Source organism: Schinkia azotoformans (genome assembly GCF_035811335.1).
Classification (GTDB): Bacteria; Bacillota; Bacilli; order Bacillales; family Bacillaceae_J; genus Schinkia; species Schinkia azotoformans.
Map to the genome: position 1 here is coordinate 148,895 of NZ_JARSMD010000026.1, position 13,217 is coordinate 162,111.

General features: G+C 37.0%; 18 protein-coding genes and 1 tRNA gene. 13 read left to right on the plus strand and 6 right to left on the minus strand.

Features of this window, described 5'->3' with window-relative positions; all coding sequences use genetic code 11:
- Position 1 precedes the first annotated feature (1 nt).
- The 3 genes from P9E47_RS16645 to glnA all read left to right on the plus strand — a co-directional run bounded on the left by P9E47_RS16645 (position 2) and on the right by glnA (position 3,160).
- The gene (locus P9E47_RS16645; protein WP_003330399.1) at positions 2-1,270 is read left to right on the plus strand and encodes a methionine gamma-lyase family protein; all 1,269 of its coding nucleotides are present in this window, start codon (positions 2-4) and stop codon (positions 1,268-1,270) included.
- Between the two features lie 106 nt (positions 1,271-1,376).
- Positions 1,377-1,772 carry a MerR family transcriptional regulator gene (locus P9E47_RS16650; RefSeq protein WP_003330401.1) on the plus strand — a complete coding sequence of 132 codons (396 nt, stop codon included), beginning with the start codon at positions 1,377-1,379 and terminating at the stop codon, positions 1,770-1,772.
- 53 nt (positions 1,773-1,825) lie between these two features.
- Positions 1,826-3,160, plus strand: coding sequence for a type I glutamate--ammonia ligase (gene glnA, locus P9E47_RS16655; protein WP_003330402.1), 1,335 nt, complete (start codon positions 1,826-1,828; stop codon positions 3,158-3,160).
- Positions 3,161-3,185: 25 nt separating this feature from the next.
- On the opposite strand, the gene P9E47_RS16660 is transcribed toward glnA, so the two are convergent.
- Together P9E47_RS16660 and lexA are read right to left on the minus strand one after the other, a co-directional pair.
- Complete coding sequence (locus tag P9E47_RS16660) at positions 3,186-3,476, minus strand: hypothetical protein (RefSeq protein WP_003330403.1); 291 nt, start codon at positions 3,474-3,476, stop codon at positions 3,186-3,188.
- Between the two features lie 94 nt (positions 3,477-3,570).
- Entirely contained in the window at positions 3,571-4,194 is a 624-nt protein-coding gene (gene lexA / locus P9E47_RS16665; protein WP_003330404.1) for a transcriptional repressor LexA, read from the minus strand.
- Between the two features lie 167 nt (positions 4,195-4,361).
- On the opposite strand from lexA, the gene P9E47_RS16670 reads away from it, so the two are divergent.
- The 8 genes from P9E47_RS16670 to P9E47_RS16705 all read left to right on the plus strand — a co-directional run bounded on the left by P9E47_RS16670 (position 4,362) and on the right by P9E47_RS16705 (position 10,905).
- The gene (locus P9E47_RS16670; RefSeq protein ID WP_326164068.1) at positions 4,362-4,604 is read left to right on the plus strand and encodes a DUF896 domain-containing protein; all 243 of its coding nucleotides are present in this window, start codon (positions 4,362-4,364) and stop codon (positions 4,602-4,604) included.
- Between the two features lie 136 nt (positions 4,605-4,740).
- Complete coding sequence (gene tkt / locus P9E47_RS16675) at positions 4,741-6,747, plus strand: transketolase (RefSeq protein ID WP_326164070.1); 2,007 nt, start codon at positions 4,741-4,743, stop codon at positions 6,745-6,747.
- Positions 6,748-6,918: 171 nt separating this feature from the next.
- On the plus strand, positions 6,919-7,371 hold the full coding sequence (gene sirA, locus P9E47_RS16680) for a sporulation inhibitor of replication protein SirA (protein ID WP_003330407.1): 453 nt from the start codon (positions 6,919-6,921) through the stop codon (positions 7,369-7,371).
- Between the two features lie 88 nt (positions 7,372-7,459).
- Positions 7,460-7,672, plus strand: a complete 213-nt coding sequence (locus P9E47_RS16685) for a YneF family protein (RefSeq protein WP_003330408.1) — start codon at positions 7,460-7,462, stop codon at positions 7,670-7,672.
- 122 nt (positions 7,673-7,794) lie between these two features.
- Positions 7,795-8,865 (plus strand): tRNA 2-selenouridine(34) synthase MnmH, encoded by a 1,071-nt coding sequence (gene mnmH, locus P9E47_RS16690; RefSeq protein ID WP_003330409.1) that lies wholly within the window; start codon positions 7,795-7,797, stop codon positions 8,863-8,865.
- 312 nt (positions 8,866-9,177) lie between these two features.
- Entirely contained in the window at positions 9,178-9,885 is a 708-nt protein-coding gene (locus P9E47_RS16695) for a cytochrome c biogenesis CcdA family protein (protein WP_326164072.1), read from the plus strand.
- Positions 9,886-9,978: 93 nt separating this feature from the next.
- On the plus strand, positions 9,979-10,341 hold the full coding sequence (locus P9E47_RS16700; RefSeq protein ID WP_003330411.1) for a response regulator: 363 nt from the start codon (positions 9,979-9,981) through the stop codon (positions 10,339-10,341).
- 72 nt (positions 10,342-10,413) lie between these two features.
- Positions 10,414-10,905: a CcdC family protein gene (locus P9E47_RS16705; protein ID WP_233276076.1), complete on the plus strand. Its 492-nt coding sequence runs from the start codon at positions 10,414-10,416 to the stop codon at positions 10,903-10,905.
- Between the two features lie 45 nt (positions 10,906-10,950).
- Here the strand turns inward: P9E47_RS16705 and P9E47_RS16710 are convergent, their stop codons facing one another.
- Positions 10,951-11,376 carry a DUF2621 family protein gene (locus P9E47_RS16710; RefSeq protein WP_003330414.1) on the minus strand — a complete coding sequence of 142 codons (426 nt, stop codon included), beginning with the start codon at positions 11,374-11,376 and terminating at the stop codon, positions 10,951-10,953.
- A gap of 146 nt (positions 11,377-11,522) precedes the next feature.
- Here P9E47_RS16710 and P9E47_RS16715 point away from each other — a divergent pair, with 146 nt between their 5' ends.
- Together P9E47_RS16715 and P9E47_RS16720 are read left to right on the plus strand one after the other, a co-directional pair.
- Entirely contained in the window at positions 11,523-11,675 is a 153-nt protein-coding gene (locus tag P9E47_RS16715; RefSeq protein WP_326164074.1) for a hypothetical protein, read from the plus strand.
- Positions 11,676-11,803: 128 nt separating this feature from the next.
- Positions 11,804-11,900, plus strand: a tRNA-Sec gene (locus P9E47_RS16720).
- A gap of 384 nt (positions 11,901-12,284) precedes the next feature.
- On the opposite strand, the gene P9E47_RS16725 is transcribed toward P9E47_RS16720, so the two are convergent.
- The 3 genes from P9E47_RS16725 to P9E47_RS16735 form a co-directional block, all read right to left on the minus strand.
- Positions 12,285-12,560, minus strand: coding sequence for an N-terminal phage integrase SAM-like domain-containing protein (locus tag P9E47_RS16725; protein ID WP_326164075.1), 276 nt, complete (start codon positions 12,558-12,560; stop codon positions 12,285-12,287).
- A 71-nt stretch (positions 12,561-12,631) separates the two neighbouring features.
- Positions 12,632-12,757, minus strand: a complete 126-nt coding sequence (locus P9E47_RS16730) for a hypothetical protein (protein ID WP_326164077.1) — start codon at positions 12,755-12,757, stop codon at positions 12,632-12,634.
- A gap of 115 nt (positions 12,758-12,872) precedes the next feature.
- Positions 12,873-13,052: a helix-turn-helix domain-containing protein gene (locus tag P9E47_RS16735; protein WP_326164078.1), complete on the minus strand. Its 180-nt coding sequence runs from the start codon at positions 13,050-13,052 to the stop codon at positions 12,873-12,875.
- Between the last annotated feature and the right edge of the window lie 165 nt (positions 13,053-13,217).

A 13,217-nucleotide genomic window follows, 5' to 3' on the forward strand; every position in this document is an offset into this window, starting at 1 on the left:
TATGTACGAAAATTTTAGTTATGGAAATAAGATTAAAGAAGTCGTTAAACAAATTGAAGACAAAATCAAACCGGTTCATTGGGAAGTAGACAAAATCGTCGAGAAAAATCAATATCGTGTATTAGAATCGTTCCGGAATCAAAATGTCGCCGATTTCCACTTTAATCCTTCGACAGGATATGGGTATGATGATACTGGCCGGGATACGCTTGAAAAAGTATATGCCGAAGTATTTGGTGCAGAAGCGGGTTTAGTGCGTCCGCAAATTATTTCAGGGACGCATGCGATTTCGCTTTCTCTTTTTGGTGTATTGAGACCTGGTGATGAACTGCTTTATATTACCGGAAGACCGTATGATACACTAGAAGAAATCGTTGGAATTCGCGGTAATCAAAATGGTTCACTTAAAGAGTTTAATATTTCCTATCAGACAGTACCATTAACAGAAGTCGGAGAGGTTGACTTTCCAAGCGTTTCAAAAGCGATTAAACCGAATACAAAATTAATTGGAATCCAAAGATCAAAGGGCTATGCCACTAGACCATCTTTAACAATTGAACAAATACAGGAAATGATTCGGTTTGTAAAAGAAATTAAACCGGATGTCCTTGTTTTTGTTGATAACTGTTATGGAGAATTTGTAGAAGAACTTGAGCCTTCTCATGTAGGGGCTGATTTAGTTGCGGGCTCCTTAATTAAAAACCCTGGTGGTGGTCTGGCGAAAACTGGAGGATATATTGTTGGGAAAGAAGCGTTGGTGGAGCAATGTGCCTATCGGTTAACGGCACCGGGGCTCGGTCGAGAAGCGGGTGCTTCTCTTTATAGTTTACTAGAAATGTATCAAGGCTTTTTCCTTGCACCACATATTGTTGGCCAAGCATTAAAAGGTGCCATTTTTACATCAGCACTGTTAGAGGAATACGGATTCAATACATATCCTAAATGGAATCAAAAAAGAACAGATCTTATTCAATCCGTTCAATTCCATAACCGTGAAATGATGATTGCCTTTTGCCAAGCCATTCAATTCGCTTCACCCGTCAATGCCCATGTAAGACCGGAACCAAGCTATATGCCTGGTTATGAAGATGATGTCATTATGGCTGCAGGCACGTTTATACAAGGTGCCAGTATTGAATTGACTGCTGATGGACCAATGAGACCACCATTTGAAGCCTATGTTCAAGGTGGGCTTACCTATGAACATGTAAAAATTGCTCTTATCACAGCTATTAACCAATTAATGGAGAAACAACTAATCAATAAATAATTCTTATGTTAGGAAACCTAACATCAAATTGACACGTAACCTAACATCGTGTAATATAAAAACATCAATTGAGCTAAGGAAATATCGTTTGAAAGGGGCACCCGTAATGAGTGATGGCATTCGCCGAACGCTTGCCTTATTCCCTATAGGAATCGTTATGCAACTTACTGAATTGTCCGCACGTCAAATCCGTTATTACGAAGAAAATGAATTAATTCATCCAGCAAGAACAGAAGGAAACAGAAGGATGTTTTCATTTAATGATGTTGATCGCTTATTAGAAATCAAATCATTGATTGAACAAGGCGTGAATCTAGCTGGAATTAAACAAATTTTTGCAGTGAAAACGGATGTTAAGTTTAGTGAAAAAACTGAACAGTCTGCTGAGGTTAAGCAGGAAGTGTCGGATGCTGAATTAAGAAGACTGCTCCGTAAGGAATTAATTCAAGCCGGTCGCTTTGGAAAACAGCAGAAGAATGGAACTTCAAGCTTCTTTTATTAAGGATGTAGTAAAATTTTAACCATATATACATTGACTTTTGGGAGGAACTAGTGGTGGCAAAATTTTCAAAAGAAGATATTAAAAGATTGGCAGAAGAACAAAACGTAAGATTCATTCGTCTGCAATTTACGGACATGCTGGGAATTATAAAAAACGTTGAAATCCCTGTAAGTCAAATTGACAAAGCTCTTAACAATCAAATGATGTTCGATGGATCTTCCATTGAAGGGTTTGTACGTATTGAAGAATCTGATATGTATCTATATCCTGACTATGATACTTGGATGGTATTCCCATGGACAGCTGAAAAAGGGAAGGTTGCCCGTTTAATCTGTGATATTTACAATACGGATGGTACGCCATTTGAAGGAGATCCACGTGGAAACTTAAAGCGTCAGCTAAGAAGAATGGAAGAGCTTGGTTTTACATCCTTTAATATTGGACCAGAGCCAGAGTTCTATTTATTTAAGTTAGACGAAAAAGGGGAACCTACATTGGAGTTAAATGATAAGGGTGGATACTTTGATTTGGCTCCAACCGATCTTGGTGAAAACTGCCGCCGTGACATCGTTTTAGAGCTTGAAGAAATGGGATTTGATGTGGAAGCTTCCCACCATGAATGTGGACCTGGTCAACATGAGATCGATTTTAAATATGCTGAAGCTGTTAAAGCATGTGATGATATTCAAACTTTCAAATTAGTCGTAAAAACAATTGCCCGTAAGCATGGATTACATGCAACTTTTATGCCGAAACCAATTTTTGGAATCGCTGGTTCCGGTATGCACTGTAACGTTTCTCTTTTCAAAGGAAAAGAAAATGCGTTTTTTGATGAAAACGGCCCATTACAGTTAAGTGAGACTGCTTACCATTTTATCGCTGGTACAATGAAACACGCGGAGGCATTCACAGCTGTTTGTAATCCAACTGTAAATTCATATAAGCGTCTTGTACCTGGATACGAGGCTCCATGTTATGTAGCATGGTCAGCAAAAAATAGAAGCCCATTAATCCGTATCCCATCTGCAAGAGGAATGAGTACAAGAATTGAAGTTAGAAGTGCCGATCCATCTGCAAATCCATATTTAGCAATGACTGTAATCTTGGCATCTGGACTGGATGGAATTGAAAATAAACTAGTTGCTCCAGGCTCGATAGACCGTAATATTTATGTGATGGACAAAGCAGAACGGTTAGAGAATGGAATTATTGATTTACCATCCAACCTTGGACTTGCACTAGAAAAGCTAAAAGCAGACGATGTTATTATGGATGCTTTAGGTGGACATATTTCAGAACACTTCATTGAGGCAAAAGAAATTGAGTGGGATATGTTCCGCACGACAGTTACTGCCTGGGAACGCGAACACTACATGACACATTATTAAAAATCAGAACCCACCCTCAATACCGTTACTGGTGTTGAGGGTTTTTATGATTCCGAAAAGAAATAAAAAGTGTTTTCAAAGATGCATAGGAACCAATAGCTGCATAGCCATAGAACCACCCCATAAAGATTCCGGCAAATAGATGGTGGCGATGACTTATAAAAATGGAGAAGATTAATCCTACGACAAGTGCAACTGTTGGTACATATTTTTTTGGTACATTGACAAAGGTTTTAATAAGCTGAGTAATGCTCATTACAATCGGTACGGCAATAACAGCATCCCAAAAGTTTGTATGTATCGTTGGGAAATCCATAATAAAAATGCACCTCCTATGAATAGGATTTCATATTATTACAAAAATAAACACCTTAAAAAAATATCTAAGGTGTTAAAAGGCTTTTATTAAATTAATCAATGTTTCGATAAAGTCCAATGACTTTACCAAGTATCGTAACATTACGCACAATAATTGGATCCATAGATGAATTTTCCGGCTGCAAGCGAATAAAATCTTTTTCCTTGAAGAAACGTTTAACAGTAGCTTCATTTTCTTCCGTCATGGCTACGACGATTTCACCGTTATTAGCAGTATGTTGCTGGCGAACGATGACTAAATCACCGTTAAATATCCCTGCCTCAATCATGCTTTCCCCTTCGATCACAAGAATAAAAAGATTGCCATCATGGGGAACTAATCTTTCAGGTAGAGGGATATAGTCCTCAATGTTCTCTATCGCCGTAATTGGAATACCTGCGGTAACTTTTCCGATAATAGGGATATTTACAATTTCACCTTTAGGATTAATATTTGTGTCTTCATTCATTAGTATTTCAATAGCCCTTGGTTTCGTTGGATCTCTACGAATATATCCTTTTTTTTCAAGTCTAGCTAAATGGCCGTGAACGGTAGAGCTTGAGGCTAATCCGACTGCTTCACCAATTTCTCTAACCGAAGGTGGATACCCTTTCTCGCTTACCTGCTGTTTTATAAATTCAAGGATATCTTGTTGTCTTTTCGAGATCTTTGTCATAATTTAACACCTCATTCATCCCATATATTAATAGAATTATAACAAACTTGGTAACAAATTACAAACGTAAGTTCGAAAGTTTTTCGTTTCAATATGGATTTCTGGACATTAGGAAAACATTGTAGTAAAAATAATGAAGAATATTGGAGAAAAAGGAGTAAATCACATTGATTTCTAAAGAAAAACTTAATCGGATCAATCAATTATCGAAAAAGGCTAAAACAGAGGGGCTTACAAAGGAAGAAACAGTAGAACAGAAAATGCTAAGAGAAGAATATATAAAGAATTTCCGGAAACAGTTTAAGGATACACTTCACAACGTAACCGTTGTTGACGCAAAAGGAAATGATGTAACACCAGAGAAGCTTCGTGCTAGTAAAAAACAAAGAAATAATCCCAGACTTCATTAGAATTGAATTTATTACTATAAAATATAGCCTATTAACAAAGAATAAAGGTATAATAGTGTTGGAATTTTGTTGAACTATTGGTTTTTGCAGTATATTATGGAAAACGAGTATTAAAACGTGGAAGGATGAAAACTCAATGTCATTATCTATCGAACAATTAGCGATCAGTTCGATTCGTACATTATCAATTGATGCAATCGAGAAAGCAAACTCAGGACACCCTGGTATGCCGATGGGTGCCGCTCCAATGGCCTATAGGCTTTGGACAAAATTTATGAAACATAATCCGGCAAATCCCGAATGGTTTAACCGTGACCGTTTTGTATTATCAGCAGGTCATGGCTCAATGTTGCTTTATAGTTTACTACACCTTTGTGGATATGGTCTATCCATTGATGATTTGAAAAATTTCCGTCAATGGGGATCAAAAACTCCAGGGCATCCTGAGTATGGTCATACAAAAGGTGTTGAAGCAACAACAGGTCCACTTGGACAAGGTGTTGCAACAGCAGTAGGGATGGCAATGGCTGAAAGACATTTAGCTGCAAAATATAATAAAGAGAACTTTGAGATTATCAATCATTTTACATACAGCATCTGTGGTGATGGCGATTTAATGGAAGGTGTTTCTGCTGAATCAGCATCACTAGCAGGACATTTAAAGCTTGGTCGTCTAGTTATTTTATATGATTCAAACGATATCTCTTTAGACGGCGACTTAAACCGTTCTTTCTCTGAAAACGTAATGAAGCGTTATGAAGCCTATGGCTGGCAGGTTTTACGTGTAGAAGACGGAAACAACCTTGATGAAATCGAGAAGGCGCTTGAAGAAGCACGTGCAGATTTAGATCGTCCAACTTTAATTGAAGTAAGAACGACGATCGGCTACGGTTCTCCTAATAAAGCTGGGAAATCAGCTTCACACGGTGCGCCACTAGGTCAAGAGGAAGCAAAATTAACAAAAGAATCCTATCAATGGACATTTGAAGAAGATTTCCATGTACCAGAAGAAGTATATGATCATTTTAATAAAGAAGTAAAAGAAGCCGGCAGCCAGCATGAAGAAGCATGGAACAAACTATTTGCTGATTATACAAAAAAGTATCCTGAGTTAGGTCAACAATTACAATTAGCTATCTCTGGAAAACTTCCTGAAGGATGGGATAAAGAACTACCAACTTATGAAGTAGGAAGTAAATCAGCTAGCCGTGATTCATCCGGCCAAACGATAAATGCGATTGCAAAGGCTGTACCACAATTTTTTGGTGGTTCTGCAGATTTAGCAAGCTCAAACAAGACAGCTATGAAGGAACAAGGTGATTTTTCTTCCTCCGATTATAGTGGACGTAATATCTGGTTTGGGGTTCGTGAATTTGCGATGGGTGCAGCATTAAATGGTATGGCATTGCACGGAGGCGTTAAAGTATTTGGAGGAACATTTTTTGTCTTCTCTGATTATCTGCGTCCAGCCGTTCGTTTAGCAGCGCTTATGGGCTTACCAGTAACCTATGTATTTACACATGACAGTATTGCTGTTGGGGAAGATGGACCTACACATGAACCAATTGAGCATTTGGCAGCTCTTCGTGCGATGCCAAATCTTTCAACAATCCGTCCAGCAGATGGCAATGAGACAGTAGCAGCTTGGAAGGTGGCACTTGAAAGCGAAAATAGACCAACAGCGCTTATTTTATCTCGTCAAGGTCTGCCAACTATTGAAGGTACAGCTGATCATGCCTATGAAGGTGTTAAAAAAGGAGCTTACGTTATAAGCAAGGCTGGAAAAGAAACAGCCGACGCTCTGATTTTAGCTACAGGTTCTGAGGTACAACTAGGCATTGAAGCACAAAAGGTTCTTAAAAATGAGGGTATTGATGTGTCTGTCGTAAGTATGCCGGCATGGGACCGCTTTGAAGAGCAATCTTCTGAATATAAAGAATCAGTTTTACCAAAGAATGTTAAGAAAAGATTGGCAGTTGAAATGGCTTCTTCATTTGGATGGAATCGTTATATTGGTGATGAAGGGGACATTATCGCTATTGATAAGTTCGGGGCCTCTGCACCAGGCGAGAAAATAATGGAAGAATACGGATTCACTGTTGAAAATGTAGTAGCAAAAGTAAAAGCAATGCTTGGAAAATAAAAATAACATGGGAAGGCTGACCCCAATAAAAGAGTCAGCCTTTTCTTGTGACTTATGAGTTTCTCTTCTTTACGACAAAACTAGTGGATTCTTTCAGCAGTAGTTGACAATCATTTCTCTCTACTTCGTCTATACTTTGTAATAGAAATGGTAGAGTAGGGGGAATATTGAATGAGGAACTATTATATCTATCTTCTTAAAGAAGATGTAGCCTACGAATATTTTGGAAAAGAAATCTTAATATTTAATTTATTCCTTGAAAAATTACAAGAGCAGAGTCCAGCGCATTTACAAATACTGTTAAATCAAATTCGCTATATTACTAATCCGATATCGGTTATTGAAATCAACAGATATATTGAAAAAAATTTACCTGTAGAAGCGGTTTATAAACAAAACACAACTGAATTTTTATATCATGCGGCAAATACTAGTAAAAATTATTCTTATGCGAAGCTTGAAATTTTCAATCGTTATTTAAAATTGTCATCTGAGGGCAGTTATGACGCAGAAACACACTTTTTCGAGGTGCTTCGCAAATATAACTCATGCTTTTTAGCAATGGATTTTGAGAACCGCCATTTTGGGTGGTTAAACCCGATTAAGCAAGAACGGTACATTTAATAAAGTAAAATTTTGAAAACTATTGTGTATTCGTGGATGTTCTAGTACACTGTAAAAATAGGACAACTATGAGGAGGAAAGATTTTTTATGTGGTATGCAGTTACAGCTATTCTGGCCTTATTAGCAGGTGTTGCGATCGGCTTTTTTATTGCCAGAAAATACATGGAAAATTATTTGAAAAATAATCCACCAATTAATGAACAAATGCTAAAGGTTATGATGGCGCAGATGGGCCAGAAGCCTTCTCAAAAGAAAATAAATCAGATGATGTCACAAATGAACAAGCTTCAAAAGAAATAATAGTGAACGTCTAAATAGGGGCTATCTCGTAAAGAGATGGCTCCTTTTCGATTTGATAAGGAACTGCTCCAAGTACTATAATGGGGGAGTAGGGTTAAATATAAATTAAAGGATGACATTTTATGCAAGTTTCTATACCAACGATTTCTATAATAGATGCATTGAAAGAGGATGCTATCTTTATCGATGTAAGATCTCCTGGTGAATATGAGGAATTTCATATCCCAAATGCGATAAGTGTCCCCTTGTTTTCAAATGAGGAAAGAGCACAGGTCGGGACAACTTATAAACAAATAGGCCAAGGGAAAGCCATTGAATTAGGGGTTCAAATCTTTTCAAAAAAGCTGCCTGAATATTATCAAACATTTAAGAATATAGCGAACAATAATAAACATAAAAATATTATTGTCTATTGTTGGCGTGGTGGGATGAGAAGCGGAACTGTTGTTTCTTTTCTTGGGACGTTAAAGCTCCCATTAATTCAACTCGTAGGCGGTATCCGCGAGTTTAGGAAGTTAGTTCAAGCTGAGCTTGAATACTTTTCAACTATCGAAAAACAATATATCGTTCTCGAAGGGAATACGGGTACACACAAAACAGATATATTAGAAGCTCTCCAGAAAGAAAACTATCCGGTATTAGATTTAGAAGGTCTTGCTGGCCATCGTGGGTCGACTTTTGGAGGAATTGGCTTACAACCGAAATCACAAAAAGAATTTGAACGTGATTTAGTTTTTCGATTAAGGGAATTACAGGATTCACCATATTGTATTATTGAGGCTGAAAGCAAACGGGTCGGCAGAATTATCCTTCCTGATTTTATTTTAAAAGGAAAAGATGCGGGAGTAAGAATTCATATTCATTCACCAATTGAAAGCCGGATCAAAGCTATTTGTGACACATATCAATTTGAAAATTATCACGACGAATTTATTCATGCCATCGAAATTCTAAAAAAACGAATGAAACCTAATTTGTATAATCAAATTACGGAAAGTTTTAATAATCGCCAATATGAGTTGTTTGTAAAGCTTATATTAGAAGAATATTATGATCCAAAATATACTTTTGCTGCAGATCAATATGAGACACCTGTTCGTTTTGTACAAATCCAGGGTCTAGAAGACGGCATAGAAATTGTTAAAACTGAATTAAATTCAATCGTGAAAGGAATGGGGCTGTTAACAACATAATGTTGGCAGCCTCTTGACACAAAACTTTTAGATTAAAATGTTATGAATTTCACTGTAGATTTGGTAGACTAGTATAGACTCAATTTGTAAACTTTATTCAGTAGAAGTCAACCTCTTCCAAAAGTGAGAAGGATGAATTAAATCCAGTATTAAATGCAGTGTGGGTTTAAACCCTTACTGAATAAAGTTGAGCCTCCGGCGGATGCCTCAGATTTTCAGTGGTAGTTTTTCGAGCATGCCAGCTCGAAAATATCCGCTGGGCACAAATACGCCAAGGCGCATTTGAACTACTTTTTAGGAGTTGTTTAATGAATGGCTGACGTAAACGTTTTTCTAGCGTTTGGAGCAGGATTTTTATCTTTTATTTCACCTTGTTGTTTACCTTTATATCCTGCATTTTTATCTTACATAACAGGTGTTTCAGTAACTGAATTAAAAGAAGAAAATGCGATGATGCAAAGGCGGACGATGCTCCATACCATATTCTTCTTAATCGGTTTCTCAAGCATATTTATTATGTTAGGGATGTCAACTTCCTTTATCGGAAAGTTTTTTATGCAATACAATGATTTAATTAGACAAATCGGTGCAATTTTAATTGTCTTTTTCGGTTTTGTCATTGTTGGTGTGCTGAAACCCGATTTTTTAATGAAGGATCGTAAAATAGCCTTTAAAAATCGGCCTACAGGCTTTATTGGATCGATCTTAATCGGAATGGGCTTTGCAGCAGGCTGGACGCCTTGTACAGGACCTATTTTAGCAGCTGTTATCGCTTTAAGTGTTTCCAATCCTGGATCAGGTATGTTGTATATGATCTCCTACACACTTGGATTTGCAATTCCATTTTTCATTCTGTCATTTTTTATCGGAAGAATGCAGTGGATTAAGAGAAACAGCGTTAAAATTATACAAATTGGCGGTTATGTCATGATTGTGATGGGGATTTTCCTATTCTTTGACTGGATGACAAAAATTACGACATATTTAATAGGGATTTTTGGTGGGTTTACTGGATTTTAATTGTGGTAAATAATGAATGAGTATAATATAATGTACTAGTCTTATTTTTTATAAAGATATTATGTTGCAAAAGTTTTGTAGGGAGATGAAAAAATGGCTAGAATATTAATTGTAGATGATGCGAAATTTATGAGAATGACTCTTACAAATATTTTGCAAAAAGGGAATCACCAAGTTGTCGGTGAAGCTGACAATGGTCGCATTGGAATTGAGTTATATAAAGAACTTAAGCCAGACATCGTAACGATGGATATTACTATGCCAGAAATGAATGGTTTAGAAGCTGTTAAACATATTAAATCATTGGATCCAAATTCAATCATCATTATGTGTTCTGCGTTGGGTCAACAAAAACTTGTTGTAGAAGCGATTGAATCTGGTGCCAAAGATTTTATTGTCAAGCCGTTCGATGAAAGCCGAGTTCTTGAGGCAGTATCTAGAGTATTGGAAAAATAAAAATAGTTCATATAACCACTTTTAGATCCAGTCTTCGGTCAATAAGTGGTTTTTCTATCCTATGGTGATGAAATGAGTGATAATAGCATGTTAATGGCGGTATCTACAGTTGGCGCTTTAATGATGGCTGTATTTGCATTGTTTGTACGAATGAAGGCTGCCAAAAAGCCAACTAATGTAAAAAAAATAATCTTGCCACCCGTTTTTATGAGTACAGGATTCCTAATGTTTACTGTCCCTATGTTTCGGGTGACACCAGCCGAAATCCTTGAGGCCTTTTCAGTTGGTATGCTTTTTTCCTTATTTTTGATTAAAACCTCAAAATTTGAGGTGCGTGATAATCAAATTTATTTGCAAAGATCAAAAGCGTTTATTTTTATTTTAGTTGGGTTATTGTTGTTGAGGATTATTTTGAAATCCATTCTTGGGCACTATATTTCACTAGGGCAGACAAGCGGAATGTTTTTTATTCTCGCATTTGGCATGATCCTGCCATGGAGAGTAGCCATGTTATATTCGTATAAAAAACTTGAAAAAACATTACCAGAAAATAAAAGGTTATAGAAAAAAGAGGTTTACCGCTCGGTTAACCTCTTTGTTGATGAAATGTTAAAATAAACTTTCGTATGGTGTAATATCGATTTGTTTTTTTTCTAAAGTTTTTCGTAAAAATTTATGGTCACGCTTTGGTGTTGCTTGAATATAACCTTTTACGATTAAGCTTTCTGTAATCGCATCGGCTTTTTCCTCTAAAGCGAGTTCTCCTATTTTAGCTGCAATCTTCTGTCTTGCGACATCCCGGAAAAGTTCAGGAACCGGTTTAACAAGCTCCTCTAGTAATTCTTTCTCTTTATCCGGCCATAGATGCTTTGTTTCTTTAATATAATGTTCTTCCCAATCTATAATCGATTTTCCGTCTTCTTTCGGCAGACGTTTTAAGAATTTCCGAAACATAAAAAAGCCGCCAATAAAAAGCATAACGACTAAAAAGACAGTCCAAAAAAGAATGAGCCACTGTGTCCAATTTGCAAATATATTTTCACCTCTAATTTATCCGAACTATTGCAATCCTTATTTTATCAGGATTTTGGGAATAAAACCAATACTATCTATGATTATGTAAGTGATGAATAAATATTGGCAGAAACAGGGACTCTATAATTGTGAAGGGAGTGATTACCATGACGAATAAAAAACGACGTAATAACCCACAAGGTGGGAGCCAAAAAGGAAAACCATACAGTGAGGCAATGAGCGCCGGTGACAATGTAATGACCGCTGAAGAAATGGAGAAAGCTATTAATCCAACAAGAACTAAAATGAGCGATGGTTAAATAAAAGAGTGGTATAAAACGTCGTTATTTGAGCGACGTTTTTTTAGTTATTTTAAGATAATATAGATGCTATTTCATTGCTTAAATCTATTAAAACTAGTATAATACAAAATGTAATATAATTCGATGGGGTCGGATGGGGTACTGGTGTCCTCCGCGGTCTTCAAAACCGTCCGTGACTGCCGTGCGTAGTCAGGTGAGTTCGATTCTCACACGGTCCCGCCAAACCTTACATATCAAGGGATTGAAGCTTCTCGCTTGTGATGCAGCAAGCTTGGTTTCGATCCCTTTTTATAACCAAGGTGCCATTTAGGTGCCAAATGAGCAAATTGGCTATTCGTGATCATCTTCGTCATCAAATATTTCAACAGCCTGTTCCTGAAAAGAAGGAATGGCATGGCTGTATATATCTAATGTGATTCCAATTTTGAGTGGCCTAATCGTTCGCTGACAATTTTTGGATGTACACCTAAACGGGCCCCCGTATGGCCTGCTGTGTATATTATTGGGTAATAGATAGTGCTCGATTTTGCTGCTTCAAAAAGTTGTTCTAATTCCTCTTTTGTATAGAAAGTCTGTCTGAACTTTGGGGCTTTGGTGGCTTGGCCTTCATGGTGACATTTTGTTCACAAACTCCCAATCTACCGCATCATTTAATGCTTTCGATAACAATCGATGATGATGTTTGACTGTTTGAGCAGATAAATCCTCTAGTTTATCTACATAATAATTCTGTAGTTGTAAAGAGGTTAACTCTTGTAGCTTGATATGTCCCAATATCGGTTTTAAATGAACACGGATGATTTGCTCATACCCTCTGTAGGTATTCGGTGAAGTATTTGATTTGACATACGACTTAAGCCAATAATCTAGATAATCACTCAAGGACAGGTCCTCTTTAGAATCATCGTTGTTGCCTACTTCTTTTTGAAGTTCTGCTATAGGAAGATCTAGAGCTACTTTGGCATCCCTTTTAATTTTGAAGTTTTTTGTACCTTTCGCTTTCGATTTCCTTTCGTACCCACTTCAATTGTAATATAATAGACACTTGTCTTTTTGTCTTTGGTTATGCGACCAGTCATAGGTCAACTACCTCCTTGAAAAGACTGGGTACCTAAACTCGAATCACCATTATTAATATGACTTGGTGTTTATTAGTTTAAACCTTGATGGAATGAGTTAGGAGCCGTACTATTTTTATTTTTCTCCCTCTAACCATTTCTGAATAGATATTTTTGGTATGAGAATTCTGGTACCAACTCTCACCGTATGAAACTCCCCAGAATTTACGAGCTCATAAGCTTCTGCTCTGCTGATTCCTAAAAACTCCATGATATCTTTAACTGTTAGCACATCCTTTAAATTTTCATATCGCATCCCAATTCCTCCTTATAACATAAAAAAACACCTTGAACTAGTTGCTTTTAGGCAACTAAGCTCGAGGTGCTTCCTCTGAGTTTATATATTTGACTCAACTTTCGCACCAATAAAGTAGGTGATAAATGTTGATTGTAATAGGCCTGCGGCCTATTCATTAGTTTG

Excerpts from the sequence above, each read along its gene's own strand:
- P9E47_RS16645 (WP_003330399.1), top strand. The coding sequence starts at position 2 with ATGTACGAAAATTTTAGTTATGGAAATAAGATTAAAGAAGTCGTTAAA.
- P9E47_RS16650 (WP_003330401.1), top strand. The coding sequence starts at position 1,377 with ATGAGTGATGGCATTCGCCGAACGCTTGCCTTATTCCCTATAGGAATC.
- P9E47_RS16660 (WP_003330403.1), bottom strand. The coding sequence starts at position 3,476 with ATGGATTTCCCAACGATACATACAAACTTTTGGGATGCTGTTATTGCC.
- lexA (WP_003330404.1), bottom strand. The coding sequence starts at position 4,194 with ATGACAAAGATCTCGAAAAGACAACAAGATATCCTTGAATTTATAAAA.
- tkt (WP_326164070.1), top strand. The coding sequence starts at position 4,741 with ATGTCATTATCTATCGAACAATTAGCGATCAGTTCGATTCGTACATTA.
- sirA (WP_003330407.1), top strand. The coding sequence starts at position 6,919 with ATGAGGAACTATTATATCTATCTTCTTAAAGAAGATGTAGCCTACGAA.
- P9E47_RS16685 (WP_003330408.1), top strand. The coding sequence starts at position 7,460 with ATGTGGTATGCAGTTACAGCTATTCTGGCCTTATTAGCAGGTGTTGCG.
- mnmH (WP_003330409.1), top strand. The coding sequence starts at position 7,795 with ATGCAAGTTTCTATACCAACGATTTCTATAATAGATGCATTGAAAGAG.
- P9E47_RS16695 (WP_326164072.1), top strand. The coding sequence starts at position 9,178 with ATGGCTGACGTAAACGTTTTTCTAGCGTTTGGAGCAGGATTTTTATCT.
- P9E47_RS16700 (WP_003330411.1), top strand. The coding sequence starts at position 9,979 with ATGGCTAGAATATTAATTGTAGATGATGCGAAATTTATGAGAATGACT.
- P9E47_RS16705 (WP_233276076.1), top strand. The coding sequence starts at position 10,414 with ATGAGTGATAATAGCATGTTAATGGCGGTATCTACAGTTGGCGCTTTA.
- P9E47_RS16715 (WP_326164074.1), top strand. The coding sequence starts at position 11,523 with ATGACGAATAAAAAACGACGTAATAACCCACAAGGTGGGAGCCAAAAA.
- P9E47_RS16730 (WP_326164077.1), bottom strand. The coding sequence starts at position 12,757 with ATGACTGGTCGCATAACCAAAGACAAAAAGACAAGTGTCTATTATATT.
- P9E47_RS16735 (WP_326164078.1), bottom strand. The coding sequence starts at position 13,052 with ATGCGATATGAAAATTTAAAGGATGTGCTAACAGTTAAAGATATCATG.